At 64.7% G+C, this 15,811-nt stretch carries 14 protein-coding genes and 1 pseudogene; 6 read left to right on the plus strand and 9 right to left on the minus strand.

Annotated elements, in window-relative coordinates; genetic code table 11:
• Window positions 1-15 precede the first annotated feature (15 nt).
• A complete protein-coding gene (locus OKW39_RS32665; RefSeq protein WP_429564525.1) occupies window positions 16-3,501 on the minus strand; it encodes a DUF2126 domain-containing protein in 3,486 nt (1,161 codons plus the stop codon).
• Between the two features lie 325 nt (window positions 3,502-3,826).
• Here OKW39_RS32665 and OKW39_RS32670 point away from each other — a divergent pair, with 325 nt between their 5' ends.
• On the plus strand, window positions 3,827-4,927 hold the full coding sequence (locus tag OKW39_RS32670) for a zinc-binding metallopeptidase family protein (protein WP_090810223.1): 1,101 nt from the start codon (window positions 3,827-3,829) through the stop codon (window positions 4,925-4,927).
• Window positions 4,928-5,045: 118 nt separating this feature from the next.
• On the opposite strand, the gene OKW39_RS32675 is transcribed toward OKW39_RS32670, so the two are convergent.
• From OKW39_RS32675 to OKW39_RS32685, 3 genes are all read right to left on the minus strand, one after another.
• Window positions 5,046-6,347, minus strand: a complete 1,302-nt coding sequence (locus OKW39_RS32675) for a DUF3443 domain-containing protein (protein ID WP_429564526.1) — start codon at window positions 6,345-6,347, stop codon at window positions 5,046-5,048.
• 11 nt (window positions 6,348-6,358) lie between these two features.
• The gene (locus OKW39_RS32680) at window positions 6,359-6,808 is read right to left on the minus strand and encodes a DUF2844 domain-containing protein (protein ID WP_429565470.1); all 450 of its coding nucleotides are present in this window, start codon (window positions 6,806-6,808) and stop codon (window positions 6,359-6,361) included.
• A 519-nt stretch (window positions 6,809-7,327) separates the two neighbouring features.
• Window positions 7,328-7,753 (minus strand): phasin family protein, encoded by a 426-nt coding sequence (locus tag OKW39_RS32685; RefSeq protein WP_429564527.1) that lies wholly within the window; start codon window positions 7,751-7,753, stop codon window positions 7,328-7,330.
• Window positions 7,754-7,997: 244 nt separating this feature from the next.
• On the opposite strand from OKW39_RS32685, the gene OKW39_RS32690 reads away from it, so the two are divergent.
• Window positions 7,998-8,348, plus strand: a complete 351-nt coding sequence (locus OKW39_RS32690) for a hypothetical protein (RefSeq protein WP_429333492.1) — start codon at window positions 7,998-8,000, stop codon at window positions 8,346-8,348.
• 481 nt (window positions 8,349-8,829) lie between these two features.
• Here OKW39_RS32690 and OKW39_RS32695 read toward each other — a convergent pair whose 3' ends face one another.
• Window positions 8,830-8,955: a hypothetical protein gene (locus OKW39_RS32695; protein WP_429564528.1), complete on the minus strand. Its 126-nt coding sequence runs from the start codon at window positions 8,953-8,955 to the stop codon at window positions 8,830-8,832.
• Between OKW39_RS32695 and OKW39_RS32700 the strand changes: the two genes are divergently transcribed.
• Complete coding sequence (locus tag OKW39_RS32700; RefSeq protein ID WP_090807198.1) at window positions 8,933-9,724, plus strand: DUF4410 domain-containing protein; 792 nt, start codon at window positions 8,933-8,935, stop codon at window positions 9,722-9,724. The genes OKW39_RS32695 and OKW39_RS32700 overlap by 23 nt on opposite strands.
• Window positions 9,725-9,835: 111 nt before the next feature.
• Here the strand turns inward: OKW39_RS32700 and OKW39_RS32705 are convergent, their stop codons facing one another.
• A complete protein-coding gene (locus OKW39_RS32705; RefSeq protein ID WP_429564529.1) occupies window positions 9,836-10,267 on the minus strand; it encodes a response regulator in 432 nt (143 codons plus the stop codon).
• Between the two features lie 315 nt (window positions 10,268-10,582).
• On the opposite strand from OKW39_RS32705, the gene OKW39_RS32710 reads away from it, so the two are divergent.
• Window positions 10,583-12,793, plus strand: a complete 2,211-nt coding sequence (locus OKW39_RS32710) for a TonB-dependent receptor (protein ID WP_429564530.1) — start codon at window positions 10,583-10,585, stop codon at window positions 12,791-12,793.
• Between the two features lie 126 nt (window positions 12,794-12,919).
• On the opposite strand, the gene OKW39_RS32715 is transcribed toward OKW39_RS32710, so the two are convergent.
• The 3 genes from OKW39_RS32715 to OKW39_RS32725 all read right to left on the minus strand — a co-directional run bounded on the left by OKW39_RS32715 (window position 12,920) and on the right by OKW39_RS32725 (window position 14,482).
• Complete coding sequence (locus OKW39_RS32715; protein WP_429564531.1) at window positions 12,920-13,057, minus strand: hypothetical protein; 138 nt, start codon at window positions 13,055-13,057, stop codon at window positions 12,920-12,922.
• 55 nt (window positions 13,058-13,112) lie between these two features.
• Entirely contained in the window at window positions 13,113-13,610 is a 498-nt protein-coding gene (locus OKW39_RS32720) for a universal stress protein (protein ID WP_187614167.1), read from the minus strand.
• Window positions 13,611-14,164: 554 nt separating this feature from the next.
• Complete coding sequence (locus tag OKW39_RS32725) at window positions 14,165-14,482, minus strand: DUF1840 domain-containing protein (RefSeq protein ID WP_429564532.1); 318 nt, start codon at window positions 14,480-14,482, stop codon at window positions 14,165-14,167.
• 527 nt (window positions 14,483-15,009) lie between these two features.
• Here OKW39_RS32725 and OKW39_RS32730 point away from each other — a divergent pair.
• Both OKW39_RS32730 and OKW39_RS32735 read left to right on the plus strand, forming a co-directional pair.
• Window positions 15,010-15,277, plus strand: a pseudogene (locus OKW39_RS32730) (CBS domain-containing protein); the annotation flags it as partial.
• Between the two features lie 117 nt (window positions 15,278-15,394).
• On the plus strand, window positions 15,395-15,811 hold the full coding sequence (locus OKW39_RS32735) for a MarR family winged helix-turn-helix transcriptional regulator (protein WP_429364251.1): 417 nt from the start codon (window positions 15,395-15,397) through the stop codon (window positions 15,809-15,811).

The raw sequence follows: 15,811 nt of genomic DNA on the forward strand, positions 1-15,811 counted from the left end.
AGTGATGCGTGTTTTTCAACTGTGGCGCAGATCGAGTGTGAACGGAAACTCGAGGCTGCGCTGCGGCGTGCCCACGGCGAGCGGCCCCGGCGTATGACCAGACGCGAAGAAACGCGAGCGTCGCCGGCTTTCCGCCTCGTAGGCGTTGACCGGGAAGGTTTGATAGGTGCGCCCGCCCGGATGAGCGACATGATACTGGCATCCGCCGAGCGAGCGGCCGCTCCATGTGTCGACGAGGTCGAACGTGAGCGGCGCGTGTACGCCGATCGTCGGATGCAGCGCCGACGACTGCGACCACGCGCGAAAACGCACGCCGGCCACGTACTCGCTGACGCGGCCGGTCGGCTGCAAAGGCACCGGCACGCCGTTGACGCTCAGCACGTGACGATTGCCGTTCAACCCGAGCGCGCGCACCTCGAGCCGCTCGACCGACGAATCGACATAGCGCACCGTGCCGCCGCTGGCGCCCTCCTCGCCCATCACGTGCCATGGTTCGAGCGCATTGCGGATCGTCAGGTCGATACCGCTCAGCGTCATCTCGCCGACGAGCGGGAAGCGGAATTCGAAGTGCGGCGCGAACCACGCGCTATCGAAGGCGAAGCCGGCTTCGCCGAGCTCGGCGAGCACGTCGTCGAAATCCATCTTCACGAAGGTGCCGAGCAGGAAGCGATCGTGCAACTCGGTGCCCCAGCGGGTGAGCCGCTGCGTGTACGGTATGCGCCAGAATCGCGCGACCAGTGCGCGCAGCAGCAGTTGCTGCACGAGACTCATGCGCGCGTGCGGCGGCATCTCGAAGCCGCGCAGCTCCAGCAGGCCGAGGCGGCCGGTCGGGCCGTCGGGCGAATACAGCTTGTCGATGCAGAACTCGGCGCGGTGCGTGTTGCCGGTCACGTCGATCAGGATGTTGCGCAGCGCGCGGTCGATCATCCACGGCGGCAGGTTGCCGCTGTCGCGACCGCCCAGCAGATCGACCTGGCGTTGCAGTTCGGAGAACGCGATCTCGAGTTCGTAGACCTGATCGTTGCGCGCTTCGTCGACGCGCGGTGCCTGGCTCGTCGGTCCGATGAACAGCCCCGAGAACAGATACGACAGCGACGGATGGTTGTGCCAGTACGCGATCAGGCTCGCTAGCAGATCGGGCCGGCGCAGGAACGGGCTGTCGGCCGGCGTCGCGCCGCCGAGCACGAAGTGATTGCCGCCGCCGGTGCCAGTGTGGCGCCCGTCGAGCATGAACTTCTCGCTGCTCAGATAGCTGTGCGCGGCCGACTGATAAAGGTACTCGGTGTGATCGACGAGCTCGTCCCAGTTCGCGGCCGGATGAATGTTGACTTCGATCACGCCGGGGTCCGGTGTCACCTGCAGCACTTTCAGACGCGGATCGCGCGGCGGCGGATAGCCTTCGAGCACGATCTGCATCTTCAGCTCCGCGGCCGTCGCTTCGACTGCGGCGAGCAGGTCGAGATAGTCGTCGAGATCGGTCAGCGGCGGCATGAATACGTGCAGTAGCGTACGGCCGCTGCCGAACGAATCGGCTTCGGCTTCCGGGCCGGCCGCGCGTTTCGGGTCGCGCGCCTCGACGCACACCGCGGTGCGCAGCGTGTCCTTCGACGATTCGCCAAGCGCGGGCAGCGATTCGTCATGGCGCTGCGGCGCATACGCGAGCACGCCGCCGTGCGGGATGCCGCTCAGCAGATCGGCCGCCGGCAGCGACAGCGCGGCCGCCTGCCGCGCGCTGGTCTGTTCCTCGGTGATCTGCCGGCCCTCGCGCCCGCCTTCGTACTGCACGCGCAACTGCGCGGCCGTGCGCAGCGGCTGCGGCGGTGCGAACGGATCGTGCGCGTGCTGATACGGATAGTCGGTCTTCGACACCCACGGCAGCGATTCGAGCGGCAGCCGGTAGCCCATCGGCGAATCGCCGGGAATCAGATACATGCGGTCGTCGCGGAAGAACCAGCGGCCCGTGATCCACGTCGGCGTGATGCCCGGCGCGCCACGCTCGCGGCCGAGCGGCAGCACGTAGCCTGACGGACTCGCGAGCCCCGCATCGAACACGCGCCGCAGTCGCACGCGTTCGAGCTCGTCGTCGAGCCGCGCGTCGAACGGATCGACGTTGACCGGCAGGCGGCGCTCGCGCCACAGGTAGTACCAGGTGTCTTCGTAGCCGGGCTGGATGCAGTCGGGGTCGAGCGACAGCTTCGCGGCCAGATGCGCGATGAAACGTTGCGCGTCGGCGGCCGTGTAGCGGCCCGGCTCGCGTTCGTCGGCGAACAGGGCCGGGTTGTGCCAGCACGGCTCGCCGTCGGCGCGCCAGTACAGCGACATCGCCCAGCGCGGCAGTTGCTCGCCCGGATACCACTTGCCCTGGCCGATATGCAGGAAGCCGTTCGCGCCGTAGCGGTCGCGCAGCCGGTCCACCAGCGCGACCGCGTAGCCGCGCTTGGTGGGTCCAAGCGCGTCGGTGTTCCATTCGGCGGCGTCGCGATCGCGCACCGATACGAAGGTCGGCTCGCCGCCCATCGTCAGTCGCACGTCCATGTCGGCGAGTTCGTAGTCGACCCGCGCGCCCATCTTCAGCACGTCGTGCCACGCGGCTTCGCTATACGGCTTCGTGACGCGCGGAGACTCGAGCACGCGTTCGATCGACATCGTGTGTCCGAACTCGACCTCGCTTTCGTCGACCGCGCCCGAGATCGGCGCCGCGCTGCCCGGCTCCGGCGTGCACGCGACCGGTATGTGCCCTTCCCCCGCGAACAGCCCCGAGGTCGGATCGAGCCCGATCCAGCCCGCCCCTGGCAGGTAGACTTCGCACCACGCGTGCAGGTCGGTGAAGTCGACCTCGGTGCCGCTCGGGCCGTCGATCGATCTGACGTCGGGCGCGAGCTGCAGCAGATAGCCCGACACGAAGCGCGCCGCGAAGCCGAGCTGCCGCAGCGTCTCGACGAGCAGCCAGCCCGAATCGCGGCACGAGCCCGCCGCATTGGTCAAGGTTTCCTCCGGCGTCTGCACGCCCGGCTCCATCCGGATCAGGTAGCGGATCTCGCGTTGCAGCCGCTGGTTCAGCGCCACCAGGAAGTTCGCGGTGCCGGCCGGCGTGCGGTCGATGCTCGCGACGAACTCGGCGAAGCGCGGCGTCATCGGCCGCTTCACGCGGTAGGGCGCGAGTTCGGCCGCCAGCTCCGGCGCGTAGTCGAATGGAAATTGCTCGGCCGACGGTTCGAGAAAGAAGTCGAACGGGTTGTAGACGGCCATTTCGGCGACCAGATCGACGCTCACCTTGAACTCACGGGTCTGCTCGGGAAACACGAGCCGCGCCTGATAGTTGGCGAACGCGTCCTGCTGCCAGTTGATGAAGTGCCTCGCGGGTTCGACGCGCATCGAGTACGACAGGATCGGCGTACGACAATGCGGCGCGGGCCGCAGCCGCACGACCTGGGGTGACAGCGTGACCAGCCTGTCGTAGCGGTAATGGGTAACGTGATGCAACGCGACGCGTATGGACACTCCGGACTCCTCGACGAAGGGGGGCAGCCCGCCAAAAAAGCAAGCTCTATGCCGTTGCTGGATAAACCCGTATGAATCGTTTGGTGTTGTCTGAACTGCGTTTGCGTTGCGTACCTCGCGCCCTGCCGCGGGCTCGCCTCGGACCGTGCACCAAAGCGGCGCAGCGCCGATGCACGATCATGACCGTACTGTGCGTTAAAGCGGTGACGTCTTGCAATCGCGGCATGAAGATTGCGAGCGGCTTTCGTCCGCTATCGCGTTGATGATGCCGCTTACCATGGCTCATCATCGCAAACGACATAGCACCGATCACGAGGCCCGCCCGATGAAAACCTTCCACTGCAATCGCTGCGCGCACCTCGTGTTCTACGAGAACGTCCGCTGCGAGCGCTGCGAGTCGCTGCTCGGCTATCTGCCTGAACTGCGGGAAATCAGCGCGTTCGGGGACGCCGGCGACGGCCGCTGGCGCAGCCTGCATCCCGAGGCGAATGGCGCGCTGTTCCGACAATGCCACAACTACGCGGTCGAAAACGTCTGCAACTGGATGATCCCAGCCGATTCTCCCGACACGCTGTGCTACGCCTGCCAGTTGACCCGCACGATTCCGAACCTGAGCGAACCGGAAAACCGGCTCTACTGGTACCGGCTCGAAGTCGCGAAGCGGCGTCTGCTGTACACGCTGGGCGAGCTTGGCCTCGACGTGCGATCGCGCGACGCGGACCCCGAGCGCGGTCTCGCCTTCGAGTTTCTCGCCGACGGCGGCGCCGGCAAGCCCGTGATGACCGGTCACGACAACGGGCTGATCACGCTGAACATCGCCGAGGCCGACGACGCGCATCGCGAGAAAGTGCGCACCGCGATGGGCGAGCCGTACCGCACGCTGCTCGGCCACTTCCGCCACGAGACGGGCCACTACTTTTTCCGCCACCTGATCGAAACCGAGCCGCGCTGGCTCGAACCGTTTCGCAAGCTGTTCGGCGACGAGCAGGCCGACTACGGCGAAGCGCTGGACGCCTACTACCGCGACGGCGCGCCGGCCGACTGGCAGGCGTCGTACATCAGCGCTTACGCGACGATGCATCCGTGGGAAGACTGGGCGGAGACATGGGCGCACTATCTGCTGATCGTCGACGTGCTCGACACGTCGACGTCTTACGGCCTCGCGCTGCTGCCCGACGATCCGAGCGAGCCGACGCTGACCGACCGCACGCCGGTCGAGGACGCGAGCTTCGGCAATCTGATGAAGCGCTGGTTTCCGCTCACCTATGCGCTGAACAGTCTGAATCGCAGTCTCGGCATGCCCGACGGCTATCCGTTCACGCTCGCCGCGCCGGTGGTCGACAAGTTGCGCTTTGTGCATCGCGTGATCGCGGCAGCGGGTGACAAGCGCGACAAGCGGGGCGACCGCGAGCCAACAAGCGCATAAAAAAGCCCGCCGCCGGACCAGCCGGCAGCGGGCGCATATGACGCTCATCATCGAGCCGCGAGCAACCGGCTACACGCGCTCGGCTCGCCACTTCAATACGCGACTTCAGTACGCCACTTCAGTACGCCACATAAGGCCCCGTCCCACCCGGCGTCGACTGCTGCTCGATCGCCGCATAGACATTGCGACCGTAGAAGAACGGCAGCCCCCAGTCGAACACCGTCGACGTGACGAATGCCGGGCCCGCGAGCAGCGGCAATGCCGAGTCGCCGCTATCAGTCTGCGCGATCGACATCGCATTGCCGACGCTGAACGTCACCGCGCTCGTCGTGCCATTCACGCCTTCGATCATCGCGCTCAACTGCTGCGTCGAGCTCGGGCAGTAATAAGCGCTGTTCGGGCTCGCGCAGGCCGGCATCAAGGTGGTCTGGAAGAAGAGTCCCGTCGAGCCGCTGTCCATAATGCTGCGCGTATACGTGGTGCCGTTCTGCACCGTCGTGAACGTGCCGTTCGACGGGCTCACACCGACCACCTGCGCCCCGCCGAGCGCATTGTTGCTCTGCGTGCCGATGCCGAACACGAGTTGCCCCGACACCGATGGCGCGTCGCCCGACACGGTCGGCAGACTGAGCATCGAGCCGTTGTTGTCGGTCGCGAAGTACGGCACCGGATTGGCGACCTGGTACGTCTGCGCGAGCGGTATCGACGTGCAGCTGGTGCCGCCGCAACCATAGTAGGTCGCGGGGATCGCCTGCTGCACGCAGTTCGCGCCGCAGTCGTGCTTGAACACGCCGATGCCGAGAATGCCGTTCGCCTGCAAGGCGGCCGGCGTATTGCGCGCCGCGCCGACGGCCGCGCAATCGCCCGGCAGCGACGCGTAGCCCGGATCGATCACCTGGATCGGCAGCGCAGCGGCTTTTTCGCCCGCGATCTGCACATCGGCGAGCTTCACCGCGCCCCACGTGTAGCCGTCGAAGAACTGCATGCATTCGGCAACCAGGTTGCCCGAGCCGTCCTGCTGCTGCGGCAGGCTCATCGACGCGGGCAATTGCGACGCGAACACGCGCACGCCCCACGAGCCGGTATCGACGAGCACGTGATCGATCGTCTGGCAGTTGCTGGTGCCGGGCGCGCAGATCGTGACGCTGACGAACGGCATGTTCGGCACGTTGCTGACGCCCGAGTCGACCGTCACGCGCACCGCGTTGGCGGCCAGCACCTGCGGCGACGGCGACGTGTTGGTCACGGTCGAACCCGACGAGCTGGTCGAGCTGCCCGAACCGTTCGAGTTGCTGGAGGTGCTCGAATTGCCCGTGGTGCTCGCGCTGCCGCCCCCGCCGCCGCACGCGCTCAACAGCAGCGCCAGAACCACGACGGGCGCCGCACCCAGCAGAGTCATCCACGAAGACCTGGATCGCATGATTCGCTCCGTTATTGAATAACGCTGACGTCGACGCCCGCGGGCACCGCCTGCGGCAGATAGGCGTAGCCGGTGAACGCGCGCAGATGGCCGCTCGAGAACACCACGAGGTCACTGTTCGAGACCGCGAGCGGCGCGCCGCGCCGCGCCGCGCTGGCGGCCACGTAGGCATCGAAGGACGCGCCGAGCGTCGCCTTCAGATCGGGCAGCGTCGGGCCGTCCCACGCGACGCCGAACACGATGCCGTTGCCCGCCACGTATTCGCGCACCTGGGTGCCGGACGGCAGCGTCAGCACATGCACCGAATACGCGCCCTGTGCGCTGGCCGCGCGAACAACCGCATGCAGGCGCGTCCGATCGCCGTCGACGGTGCTGGCGTTCTGGCCGAGCGTCGCGTGCGCGCCGAACGGCAACGCGCAGCTTGCCCCGAGCATTGCGCAGGCAATGCGGGTGAGAAGCATCGGTTTCAAGAGATTTCCTTCGAGGTGAAACGCCGCGACCTGCATGTAGCCGATCACAAACGCGAGACTAGGGACGCACACCTGACCGGCAAAGCCGGTTGCCTTCACGCCGGTTGGGCTGCGTGAATGCGTCTACGGAAAGGCGAGGCGAAACTTTAGTCAGGGGAATGGCGCGCGGCATCGTTTGCGGCGCGATTGAAACTGTTCGGAGCTGTTGAATCGATCGACCGGGTTTGATCAGCGTGGGCAAAAGCCTTTTGGCGACAATGCTTTGATGCTTATTCGGTTTCCGTCTGACATTTAGAACTGACCGACTGCGGAAATTGCGGCCGCCACGCGTAAAAGTTGCGAACGTGAGCAGCGCTTGTTCATCGATGTAAGCGTCTGCCGAATAACGAGCGGGCGGAGTGCGCATTCCTCTGACTACATGAGACTTGCAACGCAAATTCCGACGGGCAAAAAAAGCGGAGGGCCTGGCGGCCCTCCGCGTCATAGATCGTCCGGAACTCGCGGCGTGCGCTACTTCTTCGGTTGCTGAAGAAGCGACTTCAACTCCTGCACGTTCTCCTCGACGCGTTTCGCGATCACCCCATACGATTCCGCCTGGGTCTGATACGCGGCTTGTGCGAGCTGTTGCATGTCGGCGAGCGATTTGTGCAGGCTCTGCTGGATCAGCTCCGCGGTTTTGCTCGACGGCGCGGTGCCGGCCGCCGTGAGCTGCGCAGTCAGCGCCTGTAGCTCGCCCAGCGTGGTGCGCAGCATGTCGGCCTGTTTCTGCGCGAGCGACTGCATCCCCTGGAATGCTGTCTGATTCGCCTGAACCAGCGCTTCCATGTCCTTTCGGCGCGCTTCCATGATGGCGGGCACGTCGAATCCGGGGAGCTTGAACTGCTCCAGCATTTTGGTTAGATCGCCAAACGGATTGGCTGCATCGGGTCGGTCCATGCGAAATCCTCCTTGCGGTTGAAGACTCATCGCCTCTGCGTCGCCCGCACCAGGCGCGACGCCGATGCCGGCGGCTGCGTGTGCCGCGCGTGCCGCCACAGCAAGATGCTTTTGGGGTCGCACGGCACATCGGAGCAATCATGCGCTATCCGGCTGGGTTGCGCCAGCGGACTCACCCTGGCGAAAACCGGTTCACGGCAACGTGCGTCACTTCGGGGTCCGCGCCGCTAAGCCGCGCGCCGCTATGCACGACGGCGGCCCGCGCGGCGACGGGCCGCCGGGGCATGGTCCGATGATGGGTCATCCGAGCCCAGCTTTCGCGGTGATCAATGATCTCGAACAACTGCGCCGTCTGTACGCGCTAAACGGTCATGAAGGCGAGATCGTCGCCGTCTACCGCGACGTGCTGAACAAGACCCAGGACCCGATGCTGCGTCACTACGTGTACGACTCGCTCGCGCGCGAGCAGCTGAAGCCCGCCAATCCCGAGCAGGCGATCGCGACGCTACGCACGAGTCCCGCCGAAGATCTCGTGGCGGCGAACAAGGCGCCGCATGGCACGCCGCCGGGTCAGCCAGCGGCACAACCGCAATAAATTTCATCGCGAATTGCGAATAAAGCGCCGCGCCACGTGGCGCTTTTTCTTTGCGCCGGAGCATGCGAGCGCGATCGAGCGACCGCTGCATCGCCGCATCTCGCCGATGGGTGGAAGCGCTCCTGCCGCCCCGCCCCGCGCGGCTTTCCGCGGCTACGTTGCCTGTCCCACATTGGCGCTTCACTGATGCTTTTCATCTTCCGTCAGGTGATTACGATAGGAGCTCCGCAACGTCAGGGCAGGGTGAAGGAATGCGCTATCCGCTGGACATGGCCATTGCCGCCGCCCTGCTAGTTTTCGTCCTGTGCTGCATCGTCAAGCTCGCTTTGAGCTGATCGGCGGCTCGACGTCCGCGCGCTCTTCTTCGTCTCGCGGTGACATCGCTCGAAATAATTGTTGAATGGAGTTCGGCGAGCCGCTCACCCATACTTCGTTCGCTGCCGGTGCGTGACGAATCACAGACGCATGAGATCGAAAGGCTTCACGTGCGAATCCCTTCGCCGATGATCGACGATCCCACGGTTGCCCGATCATCGGCGACGGACTCGAACAGACTGGCACCGCGTGCCGACCACAGGATCATCATGTTGACTTCAGTGAACTTCATCAAAAAGAACGCCGCCCGTTTCACCTGCATGGCATTCGTGTGCGGCGGCGCGCTGCTGAGCGGCTGCGCCGGCGCCAGCGTCACGAATCTGAGCGCGACGAGCACATCCGCGACGGCCGACGCAGGCACGCAATCGACAATGCATCCGGACACGATCTACGTCTACACGTTCGATGCCGATCCGCAGCAGGTCAAGCTCGACAACGGCGGCATGCTGCAAAAACTGAAGACGCAGATGTCGGGCTCGTCGGACGCGCAGAAGCAGGTTGCCGATGCCGCCCAGGTGCGCGAGCAGGTCGCCGACGAGATCGTCCATCAGCTGCAGGCGATGGGACTGCACGCGGTGCGCACCGACGCGCCGGTGCCCGCCGGCCAGAACGTGCTGCTCGTGCAGGGCAGCTTCGAGACGATCGACGCCGGCAATCGCCGCCGCCGCACGCTGATCGGCTTGGGCGCGGGCAAGAGCGAGGTGAGCAGCGCGGTGCGGATCGTCTACCAACCCGCGGGCGGCACGCCGCGTGTCGTGCAGAGCTTCACGGCCAACGCGGACAGCGGCAAGATGCCCGGCATGGTCGAAACCGCCGGGGTCGGCGCGGCGGCCGGCACCGTCGCGACCGCGGCAGCGGCCGGCGCGGGCCTGCACGGCGTGACCGAAACGAAGCGCGCGGGCGTGTCGGACGATGCAAAGCGCCTCGCCGATGCAGTCGCGAAACAGATCGCGCAGTTCGGCGTGCAAGCCGGCTGGATGCAGACCGCGCGAAAGAGCTGAGCGGTTGAGCGCGGCGGGTTGCGGGTCCGACTAAAGAGCGCGGTTGAAAAGCGCGGCGGTGTGGAGCGATGTCCACGCCGCCGCGTTTTTTTATCGACGCGCGTCCCCTCGCTAGCCGCGCCACAACCCTCGCAGCAGTGCGAGCAGCGTGGCCGGCGCCGTGCCCTTCTGGCAATAACCGTCGAAGTTGTGGCGCTCGCGGCCGGTTTGCCTCACGTGGTCCTCGTCTAGGGACGTAAACGCGACGATGCCGAGGCCGTGCGTCGGCAGATAGCGGCGCAGCGCGCTCGCCGTTTCGTAGCCGTCGCGCTCCGGCATCATGATGTCGAGCACGACGACGTCGGGCACCCAGTTGCGCACGCAGTGCAGCGCCGCGGTGCAGCCTGTCGCGGCGCGCGCCTCGACACCCTCGTAGGAAAGCCAGGTGGCAAGCGCTTCGGCGGCGTTCTCGTTGTCGTCGATGACGAGCACGCGCGGCACGCCGTGCAATAGCTGGACCTCTCGGGCGCTCCACCTCTGACAGGTAGTCGGATTTCGTGGCATGTATGGCGGCCTGCGAGTAAACCTTTGGTTGGGTAGCAAGCGCTGTACCGCGCCTGCAGCGGCGTCAAACCCCGCGCGTCGCGGCCGCTCGACCTCATCGAAAACATCCACTTTTGCCATCAGTTCTGTAAATCGTTGCGTTTCCACAATAGGAATGATTCCTATTTGCACTATACTTCCGCCGAACCTTTCGTTCCGCGCTCGGACTGCTTACATAAACGGCATCATCCGCGCGTGCAACCAGGAAAAATGCCGCCCGGATTCCAACTAGCGCCCCGGGACGGAAGATCGACGACCACGCCTACTTTCCAATTCATGTCCGTTTCACGCTGGAATCGCCTGCAGGCCACGCCTGCTCAAGCCACTCTGCATCGCGCCACCATCCTTGCCGCCATCGCCGTCGCTTTCAGTGTCCCGGCCAGCGCGTTCGCTCAATCCACCGACTCCGCCCCCGCCGCCGACGGCACGCTGCCCGCCATCAAGGTTCAGGCGGCCGCCGTCGAAGAATTGCCCGGCGACCTGTCGCCGACATACGCGGGCGGCCAGGTCGCGCGCGGCGCCGACTACGGTGTGCTCGGCAAGCAGCGCAACATCGACATGCCGTTCAGCATGACGACCTACACGGCCAAGCTGATCAAGGATCAGCAGGCGCGCACGCTCGCCGACGTGGTCGAAAACGACCCGTCGGTGCGAACCGCGTACGGCTACGGCAACTTCTCGGAAGTGTTCGTGATTCGCGGCTTCCAGCTCAATGCCGACGACATCTCGATCAACGGTCTGTACGGCGTTACGCCGCGCCAGTTGGTCTCGACCGCGGCGGTCGAGCGGGTCGACGTGTTCAAGGGCGCCAACGCGTTCCTGAACGGTGCTTCGCCGACGGGCTCGGCGATCGGCGGCGGCGTGAACGTGCAGTTGAAGCGAGCGGAGGACACGCCGACCACCAACGTGACACTCGCAACCAGCGGCTCCGGCGAGTTCGGCGCGCAGGTGGACGTCGGCCGACGCTTCGGCAGCGAAGGCCAGTTCGGGATCCGCGTGAACCAGGCGAATCGTGACGGCGAGACGAGCATCGACGGCGAACACCGCCGCGACAACACTACGGCCGTCGCGCTCGACTGGCGCGGCGACAAGCTGCGTCTGTCCGGCGACTTCCTGTATCAGCGCGAGCACGTCAGCGACGGCCGCCCGGTCGTCTACTTCACCGACGCGATTCCCGCCGTGCCGCCGGCAACGTACAACTACGCGCAGAACTGGTCGTACACGAACCTCGAAGACACCGTCGGCATCCTGAAGGCCGAATACGACTTCCTGCCGGGCTGGACCGCTTATGCGAGCGGTGGTGTGCGCCGCACGGTCGAGCAAGGTGAGTACTACTCGCCGACCTATTCGTCGACCGGCGTCACCGGTGCCCGTCTCGGCGTGCCGTACAACCAGAATTCGAGCTCCGCCGAAGTCGGCGTGCGCGGCCGCTTCGACACTGGCCCGGTGTCGCATCTGGTTGCGGCGGGCGGCGCCATCACGAGCGAGAACACCAACTCCGCGTGGACCTACGCCTTCATGGGCCCGGTCTCGCTCTACAACACGGTGCAGACGCCTTACCCGGCCACGACGATGTCAGGCGGCAACCTGGCCGATCCGGGCATGACGGCCACCACGGTGATCCGCAGCGTGTCCGCGTCCGACACGCTCGGCTTCCTGCATGACCGGGTGCTGTTCACGGTCGGTGCGCGTCGCCAGCAGATCGCGACGGCCAACTACGACAACACGGGCATCGGCAGCGGCAACTACAGCGACGGCATCACGACGCCGCTGTTCGGCCTCGTTCTGCGCCCGACGCAGAACGTGTCGATCTTCGCGAACCGCAGCGAAGCGCTGGCCGCGGGCAGCATCGCGCCGGCGAGCACGCTGAACTACGGTCAACAACTGGCGCCGGTCCGCACGAAGCAGTGGGAAGTGGGTCTCAAGTACGACACCGAAAGGCTCGGTGCGTCGTTTGCCGCTTTCCAGATCGAACAGCCGTCGGCGTTCACCGACCCGGCCACGCATATCTATGGCCTGAACGGCAACGAACGCCATCGCGGTCTCGAAGCCGAAGTGCATGGCGAGCCGCTCAAGGGCCTGCGTCTGCTGGCCGGCGCTTCGCTGATGGACGCGACGCTCGAGAACACACAAGGCGGAACCTACGACGGCAACCGTCCGGTGGGCGTGCCGACTTTCCTGTTCAACCTGGGCGCCGATTACGACATTCCGATGGTGCCGGGGCTCGCGGTCAACGCGCGCTGGATCCATACCGGCGCGCAGGAAGCGAACGCGGCCAACACGCTGTCGATCCCGTCGTGGAACCGCTTCGACCTGGGGGCGCGTTACGAGACGTCCATCTACGGCAAGAGGACGACGTTGCGCGCCACCGTGCAGAACGTGACGAACAAGGCGTACTGGTCAGCCGTGTCGGCCTACGGCGCGACGACGTACCTGACCCACGGCGCACCGCGTACGTTCCTGTTGTCCGTCAGCACCGACTTCTGATTGTCTGACGTGATGTCGGTCGCCTGTGCCAGCGGTTTGCATGCATGACTAAAACGCTGCCGGGCTTTCGGGCTGGCAGCGTTTTAGTGTTTCCGCGCGAACTGAACGGCGTGGCGCCGCCCCTCGTCACTCGACCGGCGGCTCGCCTTCGGTTTTTTTCTTCGGCCGCTGCGCATCGGCGGCGCGCTGCGGCAGCTTGCTCTTTTCGTTATCGCTGTGCCTGACGGGCTGAGGATGATTGAACTGTTCGTCGACGTCTTTCATGGTGTGCCTCCGTGCCAACGCAACACAACTCAACACACAACACACAAAACAACGCTCATGAATGTTCGGCGGACCGCGCGGTCTCGCCCGTGCCTGCGGCTGCGGCCGGCGCATCGGTTGCCGCGCCCATCGTGACCAGTACGCTGCACGTCACGCGATCGAGCAGCAGCCCGTCGTGCCGGCCACCCCACCATCGCGCGAGTCCGTGACTGCGACGATGACCGACGACGACCAGATCGGCCTTCAGATCGTTAGCGAAAAACGGTATCTCATCGAGTGGTTCGCCGATCGCGAGATGACCGGTCGCGCGAATTCCGCGTGCGGCGAGCTTCCGTAAGCCCTCGTCGAGCAGTGTTTTGGCGGATTCGTTGATGAAATCGACCGGCACCGCGGCCGTAATGTCCGCGCCCTGCATCCACGCCGTATTGTTGAGCACGGAAAGCAGGTGCACTTCAGCGTTCAGGTCTTGCGCGAGAGCGGCACCGTCCTTCAACGCGTGTTGTCCTTCGCGAGTTCCGTCGTAGCAGAGAAGAATGCGCTTGAAGCTCGACATGAGAACCTCCTTGCGCCGTGCGGCACGTGATTGATTAATTATATGTCAGTTCGTGATATATACCGCGCGACACCGATACACGCAAATACCTACAGAAACGCCGTCAAACAGGCACTATTCGCGAGTTTCGGCGGCCACCGAATCCCTGCCCTGAAAATAGGGGTTGCTCGGCGCCGCCGGTCAGGAACACCGCGCTATGACTCAGGCCACAAAAAGAAAACATGAGCACCGTTTGCCGCGGGGTCGACGGGCAAACCATAGCCATGCGACCGAGCGGTCCATGCCTCGTGCGGCGAACCGTTCGGCCATCTCACGAGCAGCACCGCTCCGCTGGACAACTGGTCGACAACGGTGCCGCCATACACGCCGATCACACTGCTTCGCACCCCCGTGCCGCACGATGCGGTGCAAGAGCTGCACACCGGCTGCGGGTATCGGCCGGTCTGCTGCGCGGGTGAGAACGCATAGGCAAGCGGAACGGCGCAAACCGAAATCAGGACGATTGCGAAACGTCGACACGACGCAAGTTGTTTCATCGCGATTCCCTCGACGAACTACAGCCCCCAGATGATGTCTGCGTCCGAGTCGCGCGCCGCACGCATCATGTCCAGAAACGGCCACGCGCGCTGCGACAGCCGGTTGCGCGACTCGCGCTGATTACTGGTTGAGCAGTGCAATGCTTCGAGGGTCGTTTCCGCGGCCGCGTCTTCGGTGATGGCGGTTTCGAGCCGATCGATCGCGCGGGGCAGCTCGTCGCGGCTGATAACGCCCCGCGCGCCGAGCCGCTTGCCGATCAGACCAAGCAGATATTGTGCGAGATCCCTGAGCATGACGACATCCGGCGACGCCGTCGATTGAAATGTGATCATCATGATGGCTCCTTTATCGGTCTATCAGGCAACGGCCAACCAGTCCTCTCAATCCGTCTGCTCTCATTTTATATCACGACGTGACAAAAAAGAACGCGCCGAGGGGTGATTTAAGGGCCATGCTGAAGCACGTCGACTGTGTTCTCGACTGTCTGCGAGATGCGACAGATTCCGCGCGCCGCGCGGGGGGGCGGAGAACTTTTATATCATATTGACATATAATCATGACCAGACTGTATTCGCCTTGCCAGGTTTTCCCGGTAATGTCGGGCCCGGCATCATCGACTACTTTCTGCTGCTATCTTGTCCCGCTCTCCTGCTCTCGGCTGGCTTGCCAGCTTTCTCCCTGCACCGCTCACCGTGAAATGGCACGAGCGTGCGCGTTCGTGCCTCGGCGCGCTTCTCGGCATCGCGTTCACCGGCGGTCTGATGTATCTGCTGCTCGGACCTGTCGCGAATATTCCGCGAAGACGTCAAAGCCGTGCTCGGGCGCCGTGACGAACTGCTCGACATCGACACCGGCGCTCGGTCCGATCCTCAACTACTTCGATGGCTGGCTGCGCGGCGATGCGCTTCGCACGTCGGACGTCGCACGTCGGCAGCGTGATGACCACCGACGTCTGCACCGTCGCCGCCACCGATCCGATCACGGAACGGGTGCCGATGTTCGCGAACTTCGGCCATCACCACATCCCGGTGCTCGATCGCGCGGGCCGCGTGGTCGGCATGATCACGCAGGTGGACCTGATCTCCGGCCTGTATCGGCAAACCGCCACCCGAGCCCGCGAGGCGGCCTGATTTTCAACTAAAAGACCGAGGAGACCTGCCGCGCGATGCCGTTGCGACGGCCGCAATTCGCCCAAGTACATCATGACGTGATATATTTTCGGTTTTCTTCACATTGGCGGATTTGCCATGAAAGTACGGACTCGCAAGCTCGTTAAGAGCGATTTCGAGCAGTTGTCGCAGTTTCGCTATCAGATGCGGCGCTTCGAGCGCTTCTCCGAGCAGGCCGCGCAAAGCGAGGGCATCACGCCGTTGCAATACCTGTTGTTGCTGCACATCAAGGGCTATCCGGAGCGCGACTGGGCGACCGTCGGCGAACTCGCGGAGCGTCTGCAGGCGCAACATCACGGCGTCGTCGCGCTGGTATCGCGCTGCGAGGCACTGAATCTCGTGCGCCGCCAGGTCAGCGAGACCGATCGCCGCCAGGTTGAAGTACACCTCGAAAGAGCGGGAGATCGGGTACTCGAACGGCTTGCGGAACTGCATCGCGCCGAATTGAGATCGCTCGAAGGCTCCTTCCAGGTTCCACGGATCGACCTCGACTAA

Origin of the sequence: Paraburkholderia sp. MM6662-R1, assembly GCF_050436245.1 — a bacterium.
GTDB classification, from domain to species: Bacteria; Pseudomonadota; Gammaproteobacteria; order Burkholderiales; family Burkholderiaceae; genus Paraburkholderia; species Paraburkholderia tuberum.

Bases quoted from the DNA above. Each gene is read 5' to 3' on its own strand.
- OKW39_RS32670 (WP_090810223.1), top strand. From the start codon at position 3,827: ATGAAAACCTTCCACTGCAATCGCTGCGCGCACCTCGTGTTCTACGAG.
- OKW39_RS32710 (WP_429564530.1), top strand. From the start codon at position 10,583: ATGTCCGTTTCACGCTGGAATCGCCTGCAGGCCACGCCTGCTCAAGCC.
- OKW39_RS32690 (WP_429333492.1), top strand. From the start codon at position 7,998: ATGCACGACGGCGGCCCGCGCGGCGACGGGCCGCCGGGGCATGGTCCG.
- OKW39_RS32695 (WP_429564528.1), bottom strand. From the start codon at position 8,955: ATGAAGTTCACTGAAGTCAACATGATGATCCTGTGGTCGGCACGCGGT.
- OKW39_RS32725 (WP_429564532.1), bottom strand. From the start codon at position 14,482: ATGATGATCACATTTCAATCGACGGCGTCGCCGGATGTCGTCATGCTC.
- OKW39_RS32700 (WP_090807198.1), top strand. From the start codon at position 8,933: ATGTTGACTTCAGTGAACTTCATCAAAAAGAACGCCGCCCGTTTCACC.
- OKW39_RS32705 (WP_429564529.1), bottom strand. From the start codon at position 10,267: ATGCCACGAAATCCGACTACCTGTCAGAGGTGGAGCGCCCGAGAGGTC.
- OKW39_RS32720 (WP_187614167.1), bottom strand. From the start codon at position 13,610: ATGTCGAGCTTCAAGCGCATTCTTCTCTGCTACGACGGAACTCGCGAA.
- OKW39_RS32735 (WP_429364251.1), top strand. From the start codon at position 15,395: ATGAAAGTACGGACTCGCAAGCTCGTTAAGAGCGATTTCGAGCAGTTG.
- OKW39_RS32680 (WP_429565470.1), bottom strand. From the start codon at position 6,808: ATGCTTCTCACCCGCATTGCCTGCGCAATGCTCGGGGCAAGCTGCGCG.
- OKW39_RS32715 (WP_429564531.1), bottom strand. From the start codon at position 13,057: ATGAAAGACGTCGACGAACAGTTCAATCATCCTCAGCCCGTCAGGCAC.
- OKW39_RS32675 (WP_429564526.1), bottom strand. From the start codon at position 6,347: ATGCGATCCAGGTCTTCGTGGATGACTCTGCTGGGTGCGGCGCCCGTC.
- OKW39_RS32685 (WP_429564527.1), bottom strand. From the start codon at position 7,753: ATGGACCGACCCGATGCAGCCAATCCGTTTGGCGATCTAACCAAAATG.